Raw genomic sequence first — 18,152 nt, forward strand, 5'->3', positions numbered from 1 at the left:
CCGGCCGGGGCGTGGGCGTCCCACCGCGGAACGCCCACGCCCCGGGTCAGTTGGTGCCCAGGTACGCCCGGTGCAGCGTGTCCGGATTGTCCAGCAGGGGCTGCGATTCCCCGGCGTAGGTGACCTTGCCGGAGGAGACGACCAGGGCTTCCTGCGCGACTTTCAGCGCCAGGTGGGTGAATTGTTCCACCAGGAGGATCGCTGCGCCCGCGTTGGCGAACTCGGTGACCGCCGGGAGAAGCCTGGTGAAGACGGCGGGAGCCAAGCCCAGCGACATCTCGTCGATGAGCAGGAACTGGGGTTTCGCCGCGAAAGCCCGGCCCAGCACCACCATTTGCTGCTCGCCGCCGGACAGCAGCGCGGCGGGCGAGTTCTTGCGTTTCTCCAGTTCTGGGAAAAGCGCGAGGACTTCGTCCACCCCAGCCGGGGTTTTGGCGGTCAGGCGCAGGTTTTCCAGGACGGTCAGGCTGGCGAAGACCGCCCGTCCTTGCTCGACGTGCGCCAGTCCGAGCCGGGCTCTGGACACCCGCGAGTGTTTGGTGACATCCGTGTGTCCAACGTGGATAGTCCCGGACGCCGCGGGAATCACGCCGGACAACGCCTCCAGCAGGCTGGTCTTGCCCGCGCCGTTGGGGCCGACCAGCGCGGTGATCTTGCCCGGTTCCAGCGTCAGGCCGACGTCGGCGATGACTGGGCCCGCACCGCGCGTGACGGTCAGGTTTTCGATGCGCAGCGTGCTCACAGCATCTCCGTTTCGCCCAGGTATGCCTTCAGAACGGCGGGATCGGCCAGCACTTCCGCCTGCGGGCCGCTCGCCAGCACCTCGCCGAAGTCGAGCACGGTCAGGGTGTCGCAGACGGACCGGACCAGGTCGAGGTCGTGTTCGATGATCAGCACCGACACGCCGAATCTGGCCGGGACCTGCCGCAGGCGTTCGCCGAAGGCCACGTGCTCCTCGTGCGGGAGACCCGCTGCCGGTTCGTCCAGGAGCAGCACCTGGGGCTTCGCCATGAGGTGGCCGACGACCTCGACCAACCGGCGTGCACCCACGTCCACCCGGTCTAGCGGCGTTGCTGCTGGCGGGCAGCCGAAGAACTCCAGCGCGGCAGCGACTTCATCGGCGGGCGGGCGTCGGCGGGCCACGAAGCGGACGTACGCCTCGATGGTCAGTCCTGATGGAACCCGGTCTTGCTGGAAGGTTCGGCGGAGACCGGAGCGGGCTCGTTGCGTTGGGTTTCCGGTGAGGGGCCGGTCGGCCAGTTTCACGGTTCCTTGAGCCTGAGGCAGGAAGCCGCTGATGGCGTCGACCAAAGTGGACTTTCCGGCGCCGTTCGGGCCGATCACGCCTAGTACTCCGCCCTTCGGGACGGCTAAGTCTACTCCGGACAGTGCTTTGACTTGGCCGAAGGTGACGCTCAAGCCGCGGACCACGAGCACCGGTTCGCCGGGCGGCAGGCGCGGGGGTTCTTCGTCCAGCGCGGTGATTTGGACGCCAGCGCTGGCCCTTGAACGGCGACGCCACAGTTCGCGGATCGCGGTGCCCAGGTTGCCGCGTCCGGCCAGCGCCTGGATGCCCAGCAGACCGAAGATGACGTAACCCCAGTCTTGCGGGACTCCCCATCGCTTCAACAGCTCTGGTACGGCAACCCACAGGACAGCGCCGAACACTGCCATATCAATGAGGTGCGCGCCGGACATGATGGCGAGCACGTACAATGCCAGCGACTGCAGCGGAGCGAAGCTGGTCGGGAAAGCGAACCCGACCTGTGCGGTAAGCAGACCACCGCTGATACCGCCCAGCGTGGCGCTGACGGCGAAGGCCGAGAGCTTCGCGGTACGGACGCTGGCTCCGGCTGCAGCAGTGCCACGTTCGGAGAACGCCACTGCGGCCCAGCTGCTGCCCCACGGACCGCGCCGCAGGAAGTGCACGACCAGTGCGCAGATGATCAGGACGATGACACAGAGCAGGAAGTACGCGTTGTCGTCAGCGACCAAGGACGGCCGGTCTACCGAAACGCCGTCGGTGGTGCCGGGGAACTGGATTTCCACCAGGGTGACGTCGGCGGCCGCGGCCAGGCCGAGGGTCACCACCGCCAGGTTGATCCCGCGCAGACGCAGTGCGGGAAGTCCAATGAGGACACCGACGACACCTGCCGCGAGACCGCCCAGCAGCAGCCAGAAGAGGAAGCCGCCGGGAGCGTTGGCGACGTTCAGCGCGGAGACGACCCACGCGCCGATCGCGCCGAAAGTCAGCTGGCACAACGAGATCATGCCAGCGCTGCCGGTCACGACGCCTAGGCCGAGCAGGGCGATGGCGGCTACTACGACGCTTACGCCGAGGTAGGCGAAGTAGCCGTTGAGGCCGACGGTCAGGCCGATTCCGACCAGCACCGCGACCACCGCGACGACCAGTGGGGTTCCGAAGCGGGACACTGCGCCCCGGTCAGCGAGCTGCATCCCACACCTCCTTGCGCTGAGACCACACGAGCAGGCCGACGATGGCCAGGAACGGGACGAAATTCCGCACTACCGAAAGCTGGTCGACCTGCGCGAGCGCGCCCTGCAGCATGCCGAGCACCAGACCGCCGACGACGGCGAGGTCCAGCCGGCGGAACCCGCCGAGCAGGGCCGCCGCCGCGGCGGGCACGACCAGCATGGCCAGCGAGGTGGCGTCGTTCGACTGGGACGGGGCGACGATCACGATGATGACAGTGCTGATCAGGCCAGTGGCGCCCCACACCGCGGCACTGAGCCGTTTCGCCGGGATACCCAGCAGTTCAGCGGTCGTCGGGCGTTCCGACAAAGCGCGCAGTGAGATACCAACGGGCGTCTTTGTCAGGATCAGCCGCGCGGCGAAGGCGATCACCACCGCGAGCGCGACCGTCACGACGGTCACCTGGCTGATCACCACGCCGCCGACGGTGAAGGCCGGACCGGCCAGCAACGCCTGGAACGGCTGCGGTTTGTTGCCGAACAGGATGAACGACAGCGAAATCAACAGCAGCAGCACTGCGACGGTCACCGCCGAGCGGGTGCCGGTGCCTGCCTCGGCCAGCCAGGTCGACACGACCCAGCCGATCAGCACGCTCAGCAACCCGCCCAGCAGCACGCCGAGCACCACTGCCAGCCACTCCGGCAGTCCACCGTGGACGGACAAGGCCACCCCGACGTAGCTGCCGAACATGCCCGTGGCTGCCTGGGCGAAGTTGACGACGCGGACCAGCCTCGACATCAGCGTCAGGCACACCGCCAGCACCGCGTAAAGCCCGCCGGCGGCCAGCCCGGCCAGCGCTCCCTGCACCATTGCAGTTCTCCTCTGTCCAGAGTGGATCGGGCTAGCGCCGCGGGATCCGCAGCCAGTCGGTACCGGCGATTTCCCACCGGTTCGTGCCCGTCGCGAGCTTGACCGGCCAGCCCGCGATGTTGTCGTGGTGCGTCTGCCCGGGGCCGAACACGTACGGCGTGCCGACCATCGGATCGGTGATCGGTTTCATTTCGCGCAGCGCCTTCGTCACCGATTCCCGCGTGATGTCGCCCTGCATGCCGTTCAGCACCTGCAGGAAGTACTTCGCCGCGAGGTAACCGCCCTGGCTGAACGAGGTCAGCGGAATGTTGTTGCGGGTCATGAGATCCCGCCACTCCTTGGTGCGCGGGCTCGACGGGTCGGTGAACGGGTAGAACTCGGCGGGGACGTAAACGCCCTTGCCCGCGTCCGACACCGCCTTCGCGTACTGTTCACTGTAGACACTCGTGAGCAGCAGCCAGGTCACGTCTTTCCAGCCCTGTGCCTGCGCGGCCTTCAGCTGGCCGATCGAGTCCGGCTCGACGGGGTTGACCGTCACCGCTTTGCACCCGGCCGCGCGGGCCTTGACGATGTACGGCGTGTAGTCGGAACCGTTGTACGGCACAGTCGCGTCGACGTACTTCAGCTTTTTGCCGGTGATTTTCGACCATTCGTCGATGGCTGCGCGGTAGTATGGCAACGTGTTCCCGGCGATCTCCAGCAGCGCGCACATGTCCTGCAGGTGCAGCACTTCCGAGCCGTACAGCAGTGTCAGCGTCATGTCGTGGAACGGGCCGACGTTGGCGGGCCCGATGTTCGGGCTGGTGAAGCACGACGGGTCCACGCCGATGCCGGAGATGGAAAGCACCTTCTCCTGCTGGTAGTACTTGGCGTTGATCTGGCATTCGATGAGGCTGGACGAACCGACCAGCGCCACTGCCTGATCGCCGCCCACGATTTCGCGGGCCGCGGCCGCCGCTGCCGCGGGGTCGCCCTTGTCGTCGATGGCGTGGTATTCGATCTTGCGCCCGTGCACGCCGCCCGCCGCGTTCGCCGCGTCGAAGACGGCCTTGGCGGCCTGGGAGGATTCCGGGAAGGTGGCGGGTCCGCTCAGCGCGTTGACCGAGCCGACCACGATCGGTCCGTTCGGATCGGCGGTGCCCGCGCAGCCCGCCGCGACCAGCGTGACGAGCACGGCCGAGGCGAGCGCGGGCAGGAACTTTCTCATCATGGCTCGGCTTTCCGGTCCACAGTGACCAGAGGGGGAGGGGAGAGGGGGCGGTGCCGGGGGAAGGACCGGCACCGCCGTTTCGCGGGAGACTCAGTCGGTCGCCGCGGCGACCGGGGCGGAATCGACGATCTGCTCGAAGCTCGCGACCTTGTCGCCGTCGAACTTCCACACGTGCGCGACGCGCGCGGTGAAAGCCTTGCCGGACTTGCGATTCGTGCCGGTGTACGTCCCGAGGCCGACAATCGAATCACCGGCGTCCAGCAGCGCGGACAACGTGAACTGGTAACCGTCCCAGTCGCGCGCGATCGCCTCGAAGACGTTGCGCTTCACCTCGTCCGGGCCGGTGTAGGTGCCCGCGTAGGGGAATCCGGCGGCCTCGGTCCAGGTGGTCTCGGGGCCGATCGGGGCGAGCATGCCGTCGAGGTCGCCGCGGTCGCTGGCCTCGTAGTGCGCGGTGATCACGTCCAAATTGGACACAGGGAAACTCCTCTTCAGACAGGCTGGACGTCGGGGTAGCTGATCGAGCCGAGCGGGTAGATGTGCCCGCCCGCGCGGGAATGCTCGGACCGGCCGTCGCCGGTGATGCCGAGGAAAACTCCGGTGGTGCGCAGGTCGTAGCCGAGGTCGTGCAGCCACACGCTGGCCACCGCGATCCGGAACTCCCGGAAGCAGAACAGGTACAGCCCGTCGGCGAACTTCCAGACGGTCGACATGTCCACGTCGCCGTGCCCGCGCTGCACGCCCTCGACGCATTGCCAGCAGTAGCGTTCGGAGGAGAGGTAGACGTGCTCGTACAGGTGATTCGGGCTGTAGCGGTAGACATTGCGCTTGCCGATGAGATCGCGCGACGGCCCGGGCACGTCGCCGGTCGGCTCGCCGCCGTCGGTGGTGCCGGCGTGGAAGGTCTGCGAAACCCGCGGCGCGCCTTCGATGTCCTCGTCGCCGATCACCGACCGCACGGTCATCGCGCGATGCGTGGTGGTCGAGTAGACGATCGTGAGGGCTTCGCCTTCGACGCTCGTCAGCGGCAGATTCACGAAGAAGACGTCCGTGCGCACGGCGACCGCGTCGTACGGGTCCTCGACGCCGTTGAGGGTGAGCCGTTCGCCGTCGAGGAACCGCAGCTCGAGCTTCGCGCCGTCATCGAGCGTGACGGTGAGCTCCCGCCCGGTGAGGTCCGCGTTGGGCAGCCGGTAGGTGTCGATCCCGGCGGCGAACTCGTCGTAGGTGCGCCATTCGTCAGGGGAAGGGTCGGACATGCCCATCATGCTCGCCGCGCCCCGGCCCGTGAGCGAACGTTCATGCGCTGGCGGGCAACTGCCGGACGCTCGCGGTCAATACCAGGGGGTTCGGGGTGGAGACGACGAGCGGCGCTCCCGGGTTTCCGAGAGCGCCGAAGCTGGTTTGGGGTTGATTAGCTGCGGGCGCGAAGGTGGTTAGGGGACTGCACGAGTGCTGCTCGGGACAGTCGCGAGAGGCGCTGCGTCGACGATGGTGCTCTCCGGGCGAGCGGTAGCACCGTACGTGTCTTGGCGTGGGTTAGCCGCGGGCGCGCAATTCGCTCGGCGACTGCGCGAACGCTGCTCGGAAAACTCGCGAGAAGCGTGCGGCGTCGACAAATCCTCGCCGCGCCGCGGTTGCCGCGACTGGACAGGCTGCCAGCAACGGATCCCGCAGATCCTGGGGCAATGCTCCAGCCGCCGTCGGATCCAGTGGCTCCGCCTCGGAATTGGCGCCCCCGGTTGTCCGGGAGCGCCGTACCTGTTTAGGCGGGTTTTCAGCCCCGAGCGCGCAACTCACTGGGCGACTGCGCGAACGCCGCCCGAAACACCCGCGAGAAATGCGCCGCGTCCACAAACCCCCACCGAGCCGCGATTGCCGCAACGGGACGCGCCGCCAGCAACGGATCCCGCAGATCCCGGCGGCAATGCTCCAACCGCCGCTGCCGGATCCACCCCGCCACAGTCGTCCCTTGCTCCTGGAACAACCCGTGCAGATGCCGAGTAGAGATGTAATGCTCCGCAGCAATCTGCGCGGGCCCAAGATCCGACCGCGACAGATTTGCGTCGATATAGCTCCGGATCCTCCGCATCAAGTCGTGGTGCGGGTCGGCCGCCGTACGGTCCAGGTCGAGCTCAGTGGCCAGCATCGTGGTCAGCAGATCGACCGCGTTGTGCGCCAGCCGCACCCCGACCGGGCTCGTCAGCACGTCCAGATTCCCGCCCAGTTGCGCCAGGAACGGCACCACCACGTTTCCGACCCCGGAGCGTCCGGACATCCGTACCGCGGTGAGCTGACCAACCAGGTCCCGTGGAAGGTCAACCTGCTGCTGCGGGAACATCAGCACCAGCGTCCGGAAATTCTCTTCGAAGACCAGCGAATACGGCCGGTTCGTGTCGTACAGTGCGACGTCGCCAGGCCGCAGCACCGCTTCGCGGCCGTCTTGGGTGAGGATTCCGGTGCCGGCCAGCATGACACTGAGCTTGTAGCACGGCCGGTCCGCGCGGGCGATCAGTTCCGGCGTTCGCTCGACCGCGTGCGGCGACGCGGTGATCTCGGTGAGCGCGATCTCGCCCGCCTCATGGGTGCGGAGCCTGCCGTGGAACCGGTCGCGGTGCTCGGTGCTCACCTGCAGCGGCACGAACGACCGCAGGACAGCGGACCGGAACTCCGTGAAGTCCTGCGCGACCGTGGTCGGCGTCTGCAAGATTGCCGTCATCATGTCACCTCTCCGTCGAAGTGCCGGTTCCGCTGCGTGTCCGGGGAAGGAACCTCGGGCTCCTTCCCCGGACGGGACGCACCTTAGACCTGTTCGCCCAGTTTGAAACCCTGTTCGGCGCCCTCGGCGCGGGTGTAGGAGAACCCGTCCGCGCCGATGGTCACGTCCATTTCCTTCGTTTCGGTCCGCTCCTCGACCGGCTGCAGCTTGCCGTCGAGGTCGAGCACCCGCGAGGCCTCGGTGTACCAGCTCGGCACCACCGGATTGCCCCACCAGTCACGACGCTGGTTGTCGTGCACGTCCCAGCTGATCACCGGGTTGTCCGGGTCGCCGGTGTAATAGTCGTGGGTGTAGATCTCGATCCGGTGCCCGTCCGGGTCACGCACGTACAAATAGAACGCGTTCGACACGCCATGCCGGCCGGGGCCGCGCTCGATCTGGTCCGATTTCCGCACCGCGCCGAGGTGGTCGCAGATGTGCAGGATCTGGTGCCGCTCGTGCGTCGCGAACGCGATGTGGTGCAGCCGCGGGCCCGCGCCGCCGGTGAGCGCGACGTCGTGCACGGTCGGTTTGCGGAACATCCACGCCGCGTACACGGTGCCGTCGTCGTCCACGATGTCTTCCGACACCCGGAAGCCCAGGCCCTCGTAGTACTTCCGCGCAGCTGGGACGTCCGGCGTGTTGACGTTGAAGTGGTCCAGCCGCGACAGCGCGCCCGGGCCGTGCACGTCGTAGCGCTGGGTGAAGCGCTCGACGTGCTCGGCCTCGTAGAAGAACTCGATCGGGAAGCCGAGCGGGTCCAGCACGCGCACCGCTTCGCCGATGCCGCGCGTGGTGCCCTTCGGGACGCGGCGGACCTGGACGCCGAGTTCCCGGTAGTACGCCTCGGCGACGTCGAGTTCGGCTTCGCTGCGCACGCGGTACGCGAGCACGGCCAGCGCCGGTTCCGCACCCTTGCGCAGGATCAGCGAGTGGTGCAGGTATTCCTCGAACGCGCGCAGGTAGATCGCTTCGTCGTCCTCGTATGTCACGACGAGACCGAGAACGTCCACATAGAACTCTCGCGACGCTTTCAGGTCGCTGACGATGAGTTCCGCGTAGGCGCAACGGATGACGTCCGGCGGGGTCGTGGTCATGCCTTGTCCTTCCCGGCCCCGAAGCGCGCCGTGTGCACGTCGCCGAGCGTGATGTGCACGGCCTGCTGTTCGGTGTAGAAGTCGATCGAGCGGTAGCCGCCTTCGTGGCCGAGGCCGGACGCCTTGACCCCGCCGAACGGCGTGCGCAGGTCGCGCACGTTGTGCGAGTTCAGCCAGACCATGCCGGCGTCGATGCTCTGCGCGAAGTTGTGTGCGCGGGTGAGGTCGGCGGTCCAGACGTAGGCGGCCAGGCCGTACTTGACGTTGTTGGCCAGTTCGAGGGCTTCCTCGTCGGTGTCGAACGGCGTGATCGCCACGACCGGGCCGAAAATCTCCTCCTGGAAGATCCGCGCGTCCGGCTTCACGTCGGCGAACACCGTCGGGGCCACGTAGTTCCCGGTTTCCAGGCCCTCCGGACGGCCGCCGCCGGCGAGCAGTTTCCCTTCCGTCTTGCCGATTTCGACGTAGCTCATCACCTTGTCGAAGTGCTCGGGGTGCACCAGCGCGCCGACCTCGGTGGCCGGGTCGTGCGGGTCGCCGACGACGATGTCGCGGGCGCGTTCGGCGTACCGGGCGCAGAACTCCTCGTAAATCGGGCGCTCCACGAGGATCCGGCTGCCCGCCGTGCAGCGTTCGCCGTTGAGCGAGAAGACGCCGAACAGCGTGGAGTCCAGCGCCGCTTCGAAGTCCGCGTCGGCGAACACGACGGCCGGGGACTTGCCGCCCAGTTCCATCGACATGCCCTTGAGGCCGGGCGCGCAGTTGCGGAAGATCGTTTCGCCGGTGGTGGTTTCGCCGGTGAACGAGATCAGCCGGACGTCCGGGTGCTTGACCAGCGCGTCGCCCGCTTCCTCGCCGAGGCCGTTGACGAGGTTGAACACCCCGTCCGGCACGCCCGCCTCGCGGAAGATGTCCGCCCACAGGCTCGCCGACAGCGGCGTGAACTCGGCCGGCTTCAGCACCACGGTGCAGCCGGACGCCAGCGCCGGCGCGAGCTTCCAGCTCTCCAGCATGAACGGCGTGTTCCACGGCGTGATCAGCCCGGCGACGCCGACCGGCTTGCGGTTGACGTAGTTGACCTGCTTGCCGGGCACCTTGTAGGTGTCGTCGGCCTGCGCGACGATCAGGTCGGCGAAGAACCGGAAGTTCTCCGCGGCGCGCTGCGCCTGGCCGAGTGCCTGCTTGATCGGCAGGCCGGTGTCGAAGGTTTCCAGCTCGGCCAGCTGCTTGTCGCGGCTCTCCACGAGATCGGCGATCTTGTTGAGGATCCGGGCGCGCTGGCGCGGCAGCATCTTCGGCCACGGGCCGTGGTCGAAGGCTTCCTTCGCCGCGGCGACGGCGAGGTCGATGTCCTCGGCCTTGCCCGCCGAAGCCGTCATGTACGGCTTGTTCGTGACCGGGTCGAGCACCTCGAAGGTGTCGCCCGAGACGCTGTCGGCCGGCGCTCCGCCGATGTAGTGGCGGATGTGCTCCGGCAGGTTCTCCGGAACGTAGTGCGCGGTCATGGTCACTTTCCTTCCACGGTGAAGCCGTCGACGGGCGAGAGGTACTGCTCGCCCTGGCGCATCAGTTCGGTGATCCGGGCGATGCCCGGTTCGGTCGGGGTGATCAGCGGCGGGCGCACGAAACCCGACCGGATGAGCCCGCGCTGCTCCAGCACCCACTTGCCCGGCGCCGGGTTGGTCTCGACGAACAGCAGGTCGACCAGCGGGTGCAGGCCGTAGTGGATCTCGCGGGCGCGGTCGAAGTCGCCCTCGGTCCACGCGCGGTACATCTCGGCGCTGGCGGCCGGGGCGATGTTGGCCGTGGCGCTCACGAAACCGGTGCCGCCGAGGGAAAGCAGCGGCAGGCACAGCAGCTCAATGCCGGACCAGACCAGGAGTTCTTTGCCGCACAAGTGAAGTACGCGGGAGAAGTGCTCGAAGTCCTTGGTGGTCTCCTTGATCCCGACGAAGTTGTCGAAATCGCGGAACAGCCGCGCGACCGTCTCCGGCGCGAGGTCGACCGACGTCCGGCTCGGCACGTTGTAGGCGACGATCGGCAGGTCCGGGAATTCCTTCGCGACCGTGGCGTACCAGCTGTAGAGCGCTTCCTGGGTGGGCCGCGCGTAGTACGGGGTGATGATCAGCGCCGCGTCGATGCCCGCGTCGCGTGCCTCGGACGTCAGCTCCAGCGTCTCGTCGAGCTTCGCCGAACCGGTGCCGGGCATGAACGGCACCTTGTCGTCCACCGCCTTGGCGACGGTGCGGATCGTCTCCGCGCGCTCGGCCACCGTCATCGCACCGGGTTCGCCGGTGGACCCGCCGATCGAGACGCCGTTCGAACCTGACGCGATCTGCCAGTTGACCAGGTTGGTCAGGCTTTCGTGGTCGACGGCGCCGTCGGCGGTGAACGGGGTCATCAGCGGCGCGATCGAGCCGGTGATGGCGTTCGGGGTACTGCGGAACCTCATGGGGTGGGGTCCTTCCTAGGGAGCTTCGGCGGGCGGGGCGGCCCGCCGGTCGAGGTAGGCGTCGAGGGTGGCGGTGCGGTGCCGGCGCGCGGCCAGTTCGAGTTCGAGCGGGTCGGCGTTCTGCTCGATCAGCACCAGCAGTTGTTCGTGTTCCTTGACCGATTCGTGCGCGCGGCCCGGGACGAAGCTGAAGGTCGAATCGCGCAGCGACGCCAGCCGGTGCCAGCCGCGGTGCACGAGATCGAGCACGCGCGGGTTCGGGCACGGTTCAAAAAGGACTGAATGGAACTCTTGGTTCAGCTCGGTGAACCGGTGCGGTTCGAAGTTTTCCAGCGACAGCCGCATCTGCTCGTTGACCGCGCGTGCCCGTTCGATGTCCTCAGCGGACAGTTTCGGCGCGGACAGCGAGGTGGCGAAACCTTCCACCAGGGCAAGGGTTTGCATGGTGTGCTCGTACGCGGTCTCGTCGACCATCACCACCTGCGCGCCGACGTTGCGCTCGAACGTGACCAGCCCCTCGGCCTCGAGCAGCCGGATCGCTTCGCGCACCGGGACGACGCTGACGTCCAGTTCCTTGGCGATCTGCCCCAGCACCAAACGATAGCCGGGACCGAAGGTCCGGTCGGCGATCCGGTCCTTGATCCAGCGGTACGCGCGCTGGGACTTGCTCTCGCCGGCTACGGGCGCCACTGGGCGTACCTGGCCTTCCAGTGCTCGTTCATCGGGTAGAGGCCGTCGACGCTTTCGCCGTTCGCGACCTGTTCCGCGATGAACGTTTCCTGGCGTTCCTGCTCGATCGCCGCGTCCGCGATCTTTTCCACCAGGTGCGGCGGAATCACGAGCACGCCGTCGGAATCGCCGACGATCATGTCGCCCGGCTGCACTGTTGCGCCGCCACAGGCGATGGTGATGTCGACGTCCCAAGGAACGTGACGGCGGCCGAGCACCGCCGGGTGCGGGCCGGAGTGGTAGGTCGGGATGTCCAGCGCTGCCACCGCCGCCAAGTCGCGCACGCCGCCGTCGGTGACGATTCCCGCCGCGCCGCGCACCTGGGCGCGCAGGGCGAGGATGTCGCCGATCGTGCCGGTTCCCTTTTCGCCGCGGGCTTCCATGACCAGGACGTCGCCGGGGTTGAGGCTGTCGATGGCGCGTTTCTGGGCGTTGAAGCCGCCGCCGTGGGATTTGAAGAGGTCCTCGCGGAAGGGGACGTAGCGGAGCGTCCTCGCGCGGCCGATGAGTTTTGTGTCCGGACGGGTGGAGCCGAGGCCGTCGATGGAGACGTGGTTGTAGCCGTTTTTGCGCAGTTGGGCGGAAAGCGTTGCCGTGCCTACGCTGGTGAGCTTGGTCTTGAGTTCCTCGGTGAGCACGAATTCGGCCGGGAGACCCGCGGATTCCCTGTCGCCGTATGCCTGTTCACGCTGGTTGTCGTCGATTTTGGGCTGAGCGCTGAACTCCGGGAGCGGCGTGGTGCCCTCCACGACCGGTGTGACGAGACGCCCGGTGGTCTTCGCGCCGCCGCTGACCTCGACCTCGACGGTGTCGCCCGGCTTCACCACGGACGATCCGGCCGGGGTCCCGGTGAGGATGACGTCGCCGGGTTCGAGGGTGCTCAGCTGGGAGAGGTCGGCGACGAGGGTGCCGAAGTCGAAGATGAGGTCCTCGGTGGTGTCGTCCTGGACGAGCTCGCCGTTGACCCAGGTGCGGACACGGAGCTTCGTGGGATCGACCTCTGCGGCGGGGATGGTGGCCGGGCCGAGGGGAGTGAAGCCGTCGCCGCCCTTGGAGCGAAGGTTGGAACCGCCGTCGGCGTGCCGCAGATCGTATACGCCAAAGTCGTTGGCGGCGGTGATGCTCTCGACGTAGCTCCAGCCTTGGTCGGGGGAGACGCGGCGGGCCTGCTTGCCGATGATGAGCGCGATCTCGCCCTCGAAGGCGAGGAGTTCGGTGCCCGCGGGGCGCTCGATGGGAGTGCCGGAGGCGCTGATCGAGGTGGCGGGCTTGACGAAGTAGGAGGGCTTCGCCGGGGTCCTCCCGCGCTGCTTGGCGCGGGACGGATAGTTCAGATGAAGCGCGATGACCTTGCCCGGCCGCTCCGGCGGGGTGGTGCTCGATACGGGACTCATGGGGGTTGACCTGCCCGGATGTCGTCGGGAGAGGAAGATATCTCAAAAGATATACGATCCTGGGCGGTTGGGGCAAGGGGTGAATGCTGTCCTTGAGGGGAGACAGCGGCGGACCTGTCACGGCGGATATTCGCTGCTCAGACGCGCCTATTCGCCGGTGGCCCGTTGCTTCCGGCTGACAATTGCCCGCTGCCGCCATTACAGTGATGGCACGACCACGCACTGTCGCTGGTGCAGGGGGTAGGGATGGCGGGTCACTCCGACGCGTCCAACGTCGTCCAGGCGCTCGTACGTCTCGACGACGTGCCGGAGCGGTTGCCGGATCTGGTGTTCGTGCTGGTCGCTCCAGGAACAGAGGACCAGCCGGGCGAGCTTGAGGTCCGCCGTACCGAGCGGCACGAGTTCGCGATCGCGGCGTATTCGTCGCTTGACCGGCTGGTCGACGCTTGCGGGAGCGGACAGCCGTGGACTCAGGTCGCCCGGGACCGGCTGCTCGAAGTGTGCGGCGAGCTGGGAATCGGCATCGTGGTCTTCGACGCCGTTCTCGACCTCGCGCCCCGCTACCCGGAGGTCGACAGCCGGGACCAGCCTCCGCTGGAGCCGGGCGAGCCGTTGGCCGAACCGGACGGCCGGTTCTATGTGCCGTCCCGTCCGGTCCGGGCTGGTCAGCAGACGGTGGAACTAGAACTGCAGCCGATCCGGAACGGCCGGCCGGTACTGCTGGCCTACACCTCGGCGGAGCTGCTGGCCGCAGGGTGTGGACCGTATCAACCGTGGGTCGCGGTCAACGGCGACGACCTCGAAGCCGTCGCGGACGAGGCGGGAGCGCACGGGGTGCTGCTCAATCCCGTGCTCGCCGAGGAATCCCGGCACACCGCGCCCGTGCGCGAGTGGGCATCTCGGCCAGTGATCGGAGGGGAATAGGCATGTCCGCGCCGTATGGGGACACGACCGGCTACAGCTTCACGGAAGGAGCGCTCAACGGCATCGTCGGCCAGCTCCGGGAAGGCGAGAAAGCACTCGACGAGGCCACCTCGAAAGCCGTGCGCGGAGTCGATGCGGGCGCGTCGTCCGCGATCGTCGGTACCGTGCTGGACGACTTGGTGAAGATGGGCGTCGGAGCGGCGGGCGCGGCCGGTAGCGCGGCGGAGAAGGTGCACGCCGCCAACGGTGCCTACGACGACATCGAAAACACCCACGCCGGGCAGCTCAAGCTCAACGGCAAACACGCCGACGATCCTGATACGCAGCGGGAAGCACACGTCCACGGCTGAAGGGGAGATCAGCATGGGACAAGCGCTCAACACCACCGTGAACGGCTCATCCGGCACGTGCGTCGCCGCCGCGGACTGGCTGCACACCGTCGCCGAGGCGGGGCACCGCGCCGCAGGCAATGTCCGCGCCGCACGCAACGGCGCCGAGGCAGGCTGGCACGGACCTTCCAGCCAGGCGTTCCAGGAATCGATCGCCAACATCGATGTCACCGCGGACGACATGGCCAACTGGGCCGCGACCGCCGAACGCGGCCTCCGCGAGTTCGCGTCGTCGCTGGACGCGGTGACCGCCCGCATGAACGATGCTCTCGCTCAAGCGCACGCGGGCGGACTGCGGGTCGACGGTCCGTTCATCGTCGAGCCCGACCCGATTCCCTCGAACAAGCCCGGCACTCCGGTCGAGGTGTGCACTGCAGGCGGCGCGAGCCGCGCAGTCGGTACCTATCAAGGCGACATCAAGGAATACAACACCCTCGTCTTCCAGTACAACGGCAAAGTCGCCGCCTACAACGAGTGCAAAGCGATCGTCGACGCCGCACGCACCACCGAAGGCAATGCGCACCAGTCGCTCCAGCGCGCCCTCCAGCCTCCGTCGGGTCGGCTCGACATCGACGCCTACGTGGTGGGCACAACCACCATTGCCCGGGTCAACGGCTACATCAGCTCGTTCGAAAACCCGCGGAAGGAAGCGCTCCTGAATGCCCAGAGGTCCTCGGCCAGCGCGCAGTTCTTCGACGACTGGGCACACGGCACGCGCGTCAGCTTGACCGCGCTCAACAAGGAGGATCTCGCGTGGGCGGCCAGCAAAGCCCGCGACAACAAGGCTGCCTACGAGACTCGGGCGCAGCAGTTTCAGCAGTATGTCGACAAGGTTCCGGAGAAAGTCCGGGATTGGATCGCGAAGTATCCCGGGAAGGACAGCCTGCATGTGCTTCCGGAAGATGCGAGCCTGGGCTTGAAGACTGGACAAAAGCTTCTCAAAGGGATGCCTTACGTCGGCAGCGCGCTGACTGTGGTGAACGAGTCGATTGGAGCGGCCAGCGGAGAACAGTCCTGGGGCAAAGCTGTCGCGGACTCCGGCGGGCTGATAGTCGGAGGCGCGGCGGGCGCGGCTCTTGCGAGCGCGGGTGCTGGCGCCGTCTTCGGTTCGCCGCTGGGCCCGGTCGGGTCTTTCGTCGCCGGCACGGCCGGCGGAATCGCGGGTGCTATCGGCGGTCAAGCCGTCGCTGACTGGCTCGTGCCGAAATAAGCAGGAAAGTCACTTCATGACAGACGCATCTACTCCAGGCAGCGCCGGTGGGCCGCCCGGTCTTCCTCCTCGACCGGATTCGCAGACCGGCGAGCCATTCCCGCCGCACGGTCTGAGCTACTTCGGGGGAGAGCGGCAATCGCCTGAGGCGGACCCGACGCGGGAGAATCGTCCCTCTTGGCGGCCGGAGGCCCCGCCTGGCAAGGGTCCTGTGCTGGCTTGGCACCGGGAGAGCCGAAGCGGGAAGATCATGAGTGCCGTCGTCGGCCTGGCATTGATGCTGGCGTTGGTGGCGGGCGTTTCCCTGGTTCGCGGCCTGGGGTTGGGCGCGTTCAAGTACTGGCAGATCTGGGTCGTCATCGCGGTGTTCACGTTCCTGACGACAAGTCCGTTCACGTACTTGACCTACGCGGCGGGCGCCGACTGGCTTCTCGTGGAACGCTCGAGGTGGGGAATCAAGAAACGAGTCTGGCTTGACCTCTACAACCTGACCAAGATCGACGCGTCCTACGGCGGCACAACCTTCCATCTCTGGCTTTACGGCAAAGAAGGCGGATTCTCTCGCAGCTCGCACGAGTTGCAACTGGATCGGCGAATCTGGGATCTCGTCTACAACGGCATCCTGCACTCGGTCGCGAACGGGGCCCAGGTCAGCAACCAGGCGATAGGCATCTTGCAACTGGGCGAAACGCCAGCTTTGACCATGAGGGACGCGGAGCACCGCGACCCGTGACGGTCGGGTGCGGCGGATGGGCCTCGTGAGTGCCAACCGCGGCAGTCATTCACGAGGCCTTCGGCAGGGCTCGCGTTCGTTTCACCGGGGCCGCGGGTCTCGCGCGCGCCGGGGAGGGGCCGGCACACGCGAGACCCTTCTTGCGGCGGGGGCGGGGTCTGGGTGGTGAAGCGAAGTCCCGGCTCGCCCGGGCGCGGCGCGTCCTCAGCCAAAGCGCCCAGGCGAGCCCGCCGCGCCTGCTTTAGGCCCCCTCCTGCCAGCGGGCCAGCGGGAGAGCCGGAACCCGATGCCCCCGGTGCCCCACCATCTCCTCGTTAGCCACCAACGCGTTCAACACCGCCTCCTCGACCGCCTGCACCACCGCCTCGAAGAACGGGTCGATCGCGCCCCACGGGATGAACCGCATGCTCTCGTACGGCTCGTCGTCCGGCCGAGGGAAGTGGCTGGTCAAAGCGCCTGCGTTAGCTGTGCTGAAGGCCAGGAACAGGTCACCGGAGAAGTGCGATCCGGTGGTCCCGGTGCGGGCCAGCCCAAGCGGCACCCGTCGGGCCAGGGCGGTGCACTGGCCAGGCAACAGAGGCGCATCAGTCCCGATCACCACGATCACCGAACCGGCACCAGCCGGAGCGAGCCAGCTCGTGTCGGCCATCGGGTTGTCGTCAGCCAACTCGGCACCGAGATGCGCCCCGGCCACAGTGAGCTCCGGACGGCTCCCGAAGTTCGCCTGCACCAAGGCCCCTACGGTGTAGGAGTCCGAGCCATGCGAAACAACCCGCGAAGAAGTCCCGGTCCCGCCCTTGAACCCGTAGCACGTCATCCCAGTGCCGCCGCCCACTGAACCTTCGGCTAAAGGCCCCGAGGTAGCCGCATCGATGGCGGCGACTGCGTGGTCGGTGCGGATGGTCGGGGCGTTGACGTCGTTGAGATACCCGTCCCACGTCTCCGCCACTACTGGCAACAGCCACTCCGCCGCGGCGTCCGGGCGTTCCCGCACCACCCAATCGATCGTGCCCCGGTGACACTGTCCGACGGAGTGGGTGCTGGTGATCAAAACCGGCAGAGTCAGCGAACCGGTCTCCGCGAGCCAAGCGCGGCCGGTCATTTCTCCGTTGCCGTTCAAGGAAAAAGTGCCCGCCGAACAAGGCACGTCGAACTGGGAACGGCCGCGCGGAAGGATCGCGGTGACCCCGGTCCGCACCGACGAGCCTTCGATCAACGTGGTGTATCCGACCTCGACGCCTGGGATGTCAGTGATCGCGTTGTGCGGGCCGGGCTTGCCGCCGAGGGCCAAGCCCAGGTCGCGGGCGCGGGTCATGCGGGGTCCTCCAGGGAGCATCGGGTCGAAACGCGGGCGTAGGACAGCACCATCGCCTCGGCGACGGATCGGTCGAGCGGCGGAACGGCTTGGGTCAGGTGCAAGCCGTACCCGTCTTCGAGGGTGACGAGGTTGCGGGCGATGGTGACCGGGTCGTCGGTCAGGTCGAAAATCCCGGTCGCGGCACCGGCTTCCAGGATGCCGACGTACCCGCGCACCTGGCGTTCGTACAGCGCGATGTGCCGCGCGGCGTACGCCGGTTCGCGGCGGGCGATGGTGCCCAGTTCGTAGAGCAGCACGCACAGTTCGTCGTTCTTGCCGTTCGGCAGGCCGCTGCCGATCATCGCGCGCATCCGGGCGCGCGGGTCGGCCTCGGCGGCGACGGCGGCTTCGCGTGCGACGCAAAAGCGTTCGACGGCCTCCTGCTGCACGTCTTCGAGCAGGTCGCTCAGGGAAGGGTAGTAGTACAACAGGGAACCCGGCGACATGCCGGCGTGGTCCGCGACGTCGCGCAGCTTCAGGTTCAGCACGCCGCGTTCGACGACCGTGTGCCGCGCCGCGGCCACCAGTTCCGCCCGCCGCTCGGGGGCCTTGCTCGGTCTTGCCATGCCTTGATTCTTTGAACAAATCTCGAAAA

General features: G+C 67.4%; 18 protein-coding genes. 4 read left to right on the plus strand and 14 right to left on the minus strand.

The genetic code is table 11. The features are described from left to right. Positions 1 to 46: 46 nt before the first annotated feature. The 12 genes from ACWDNU_RS26810 to ACWDNU_RS26865 form a co-directional block, all read right to left on the minus strand. Positions 47 to 742: an ABC transporter ATP-binding protein gene (locus tag ACWDNU_RS26810; protein ID WP_370934974.1), complete on the minus strand. Its 696-nt coding sequence runs from the start codon at positions 740 to 742 to the stop codon at positions 47 to 49. Further along, positions 739 to 2,457, minus strand: coding sequence for a branched-chain amino acid ABC transporter ATP-binding protein/permease (locus ACWDNU_RS26815; protein WP_449670920.1), 1,719 nt, complete (start codon positions 2,455 to 2,457; stop codon positions 739 to 741). Before ACWDNU_RS26815 ends, ACWDNU_RS26810 begins: the two co-directional genes overlap by 4 nt. Continuing rightward, entirely contained in the window at positions 2,444 to 3,304 is an 861-nt protein-coding gene (locus ACWDNU_RS26820; RefSeq protein WP_354740379.1) for a branched-chain amino acid ABC transporter permease, read from the minus strand. The genes ACWDNU_RS26815 and ACWDNU_RS26820 overlap by 14 nt, the downstream gene beginning before the upstream one ends. A gap of 31 nt (positions 3,305 to 3,335) precedes the next feature. Next, positions 3,336 to 4,514: an ABC transporter substrate-binding protein gene (locus ACWDNU_RS26825; RefSeq protein ID WP_344286153.1), complete on the minus strand. Its 1,179-nt coding sequence runs from the start codon at positions 4,512 to 4,514 to the stop codon at positions 3,336 to 3,338. Between the two features lie 90 nt (positions 4,515 to 4,604). Continuing rightward, positions 4,605 to 4,991 carry a nuclear transport factor 2 family protein gene (locus tag ACWDNU_RS26830; RefSeq protein ID WP_344286154.1) on the minus strand — a complete coding sequence of 129 codons (387 nt, stop codon included), beginning with the start codon at positions 4,989 to 4,991 and terminating at the stop codon, positions 4,605 to 4,607. Positions 4,992 to 5,005: 14 nt separating this feature from the next. Further along, a complete protein-coding gene (locus ACWDNU_RS26835; protein WP_449670921.1) occupies positions 5,006 to 5,773 on the minus strand; it encodes a MoaF C-terminal domain-containing protein in 768 nt (255 codons plus the stop codon). Between the two features lie 518 nt (positions 5,774 to 6,291). Further along, a complete protein-coding gene (locus ACWDNU_RS26840) occupies positions 6,292 to 7,233 on the minus strand; it encodes an AraC-like ligand-binding domain-containing protein (RefSeq protein ID WP_350563941.1) in 942 nt (313 codons plus the stop codon). Between the two features lie 83 nt (positions 7,234 to 7,316). Next, positions 7,317 to 8,369 (minus strand): 3,4-dihydroxyphenylacetate 2,3-dioxygenase, encoded by a 1,053-nt coding sequence (hpaD, locus tag ACWDNU_RS26845; protein WP_449670922.1) that lies wholly within the window; start codon positions 8,367 to 8,369, stop codon positions 7,317 to 7,319. Continuing rightward, positions 8,366 to 9,874, minus strand: a complete 1,509-nt coding sequence (gene hpaE, locus ACWDNU_RS26850) for a 5-carboxymethyl-2-hydroxymuconate semialdehyde dehydrogenase (protein WP_449670923.1) — start codon at positions 9,872 to 9,874, stop codon at positions 8,366 to 8,368. The genes hpaD and hpaE overlap by 4 nt, the downstream gene beginning before the upstream one ends. 2 nt (positions 9,875 to 9,876) lie before the next feature. Continuing rightward, positions 9,877 to 10,821, minus strand: a complete 945-nt coding sequence (dapA, locus tag ACWDNU_RS26855; RefSeq protein ID WP_370934979.1) for a 4-hydroxy-tetrahydrodipicolinate synthase — start codon at positions 10,819 to 10,821, stop codon at positions 9,877 to 9,879. Between the two features lie 15 nt (positions 10,822 to 10,836). After that, positions 10,837 to 11,511 (minus strand): GntR family transcriptional regulator, encoded by a 675-nt coding sequence (locus ACWDNU_RS26860; RefSeq protein WP_449670924.1) that lies wholly within the window; start codon positions 11,509 to 11,511, stop codon positions 10,837 to 10,839. Further along, positions 11,499 to 12,944: a fumarylacetoacetate hydrolase family protein gene (locus tag ACWDNU_RS26865; protein WP_449670925.1), complete on the minus strand. Its 1,446-nt coding sequence runs from the start codon at positions 12,942 to 12,944 to the stop codon at positions 11,499 to 11,501. The genes ACWDNU_RS26860 and ACWDNU_RS26865 overlap by 13 nt, the downstream gene beginning before the upstream one ends. A 246-nt stretch (positions 12,945 to 13,190) precedes the next feature. On the opposite strand from ACWDNU_RS26865, the gene ACWDNU_RS26870 reads away from it, so the two are divergent. The 4 genes from ACWDNU_RS26870 (at position 13,191) to ACWDNU_RS26885 (ending at position 16,200) form a co-directional block, all read left to right on the plus strand. Beyond that, positions 13,191 to 13,868, plus strand: coding sequence for an SseB family protein (locus ACWDNU_RS26870; protein ID WP_449670926.1), 678 nt, complete (start codon positions 13,191 to 13,193; stop codon positions 13,866 to 13,868). Between the two features lie 2 nt (positions 13,869 to 13,870). Further along, the gene (locus ACWDNU_RS26875; RefSeq protein WP_449670927.1) at positions 13,871 to 14,218 is read left to right on the plus strand and encodes a hypothetical protein; all 348 of its coding nucleotides are present in this window, start codon (positions 13,871 to 13,873) and stop codon (positions 14,216 to 14,218) included. 13 nt (positions 14,219 to 14,231) lie between these two features. Beyond that, a complete protein-coding gene (locus ACWDNU_RS26880) occupies positions 14,232 to 15,467 on the plus strand; it encodes a hypothetical protein (protein ID WP_449670928.1) in 1,236 nt (411 codons plus the stop codon). A gap of 250 nt (positions 15,468 to 15,717) precedes the next feature. Beyond that, positions 15,718 to 16,200 carry a hypothetical protein gene (locus tag ACWDNU_RS26885; protein ID WP_449670929.1) on the plus strand — a complete coding sequence of 161 codons (483 nt, stop codon included), beginning with the start codon at positions 15,718 to 15,720 and terminating at the stop codon, positions 16,198 to 16,200. Between the two features lie 241 nt (positions 16,201 to 16,441). On the opposite strand, the gene ACWDNU_RS26890 is transcribed toward ACWDNU_RS26885, so the two are convergent. Then, entirely contained in the window at positions 16,442 to 17,515 is a 1,074-nt protein-coding gene (locus ACWDNU_RS26890) for a DmpA family aminopeptidase (protein ID WP_449670930.1), read from the minus strand. After that, positions 17,512 to 18,123, minus strand: coding sequence for a TetR/AcrR family transcriptional regulator (locus tag ACWDNU_RS26895; protein WP_067580715.1), 612 nt, complete (start codon positions 18,121 to 18,123; stop codon positions 17,512 to 17,514). The genes ACWDNU_RS26890 and ACWDNU_RS26895 overlap by 4 nt, the downstream gene beginning before the upstream one ends. Between the last annotated feature and the right edge of the window lie 29 nt (positions 18,124 to 18,152).

This window comes from Amycolatopsis sp. NPDC003676 (genome assembly GCF_053587275.1).

Bases quoted from the DNA above. Each gene is read 5' to 3' on its own strand.
- ACWDNU_RS26875 (WP_449670927.1), top strand. From the start codon at position 13,871: ATGTCCGCGCCGTATGGGGACACGACCGGCTACAGCTTCACGGAAGGA.
- ACWDNU_RS26820 (WP_354740379.1), bottom strand. From the start codon at position 3,304: ATGGTGCAGGGAGCGCTGGCCGGGCTGGCCGCCGGCGGGCTTTACGCG.
- ACWDNU_RS26885 (WP_449670929.1), top strand. From the start codon at position 15,718: ATGAGTGCCGTCGTCGGCCTGGCATTGATGCTGGCGTTGGTGGCGGGC.
- ACWDNU_RS26840 (WP_350563941.1), bottom strand. From the start codon at position 7,233: ATGACGGCAATCTTGCAGACGCCGACCACGGTCGCGCAGGACTTCACG.
- hpaE (WP_449670923.1), bottom strand. From the start codon at position 9,874: ATGACCGCGCACTACGTTCCGGAGAACCTGCCGGAGCACATCCGCCAC.
- ACWDNU_RS26890 (WP_449670930.1), bottom strand. From the start codon at position 17,515: ATGACCCGCGCCCGCGACCTGGGCTTGGCCCTCGGCGGCAAGCCCGGC.
- hpaD (WP_449670922.1), bottom strand. From the start codon at position 8,369: ATGACCACGACCCCGCCGGACGTCATCCGTTGCGCCTACGCGGAACTC.
- dapA (WP_370934979.1), bottom strand. From the start codon at position 10,821: ATGAGGTTCCGCAGTACCCCGAACGCCATCACCGGCTCGATCGCGCCG.
- ACWDNU_RS26880 (WP_449670928.1), top strand. From the start codon at position 14,232: ATGGGACAAGCGCTCAACACCACCGTGAACGGCTCATCCGGCACGTGC.
- ACWDNU_RS26835 (WP_449670921.1), bottom strand. From the start codon at position 5,773: ATGTCCGACCCTTCCCCTGACGAATGGCGCACCTACGACGAGTTCGCC.
- ACWDNU_RS26870 (WP_449670926.1), top strand. From the start codon at position 13,191: ATGGCGGGTCACTCCGACGCGTCCAACGTCGTCCAGGCGCTCGTACGT.
- ACWDNU_RS26815 (WP_449670920.1), bottom strand. From the start codon at position 2,457: ATGCAGCTCGCTGACCGGGGCGCAGTGTCCCGCTTCGGAACCCCACTG.
- ACWDNU_RS26825 (WP_344286153.1), bottom strand. From the start codon at position 4,514: ATGATGAGAAAGTTCCTGCCCGCGCTCGCCTCGGCCGTGCTCGTCACG.
- ACWDNU_RS26865 (WP_449670925.1), bottom strand. From the start codon at position 12,944: ATGAGTCCCGTATCGAGCACCACCCCGCCGGAGCGGCCGGGCAAGGTC.
- ACWDNU_RS26895 (WP_067580715.1), bottom strand. From the start codon at position 18,123: ATGGCAAGACCGAGCAAGGCCCCCGAGCGGCGGGCGGAACTGGTGGCC.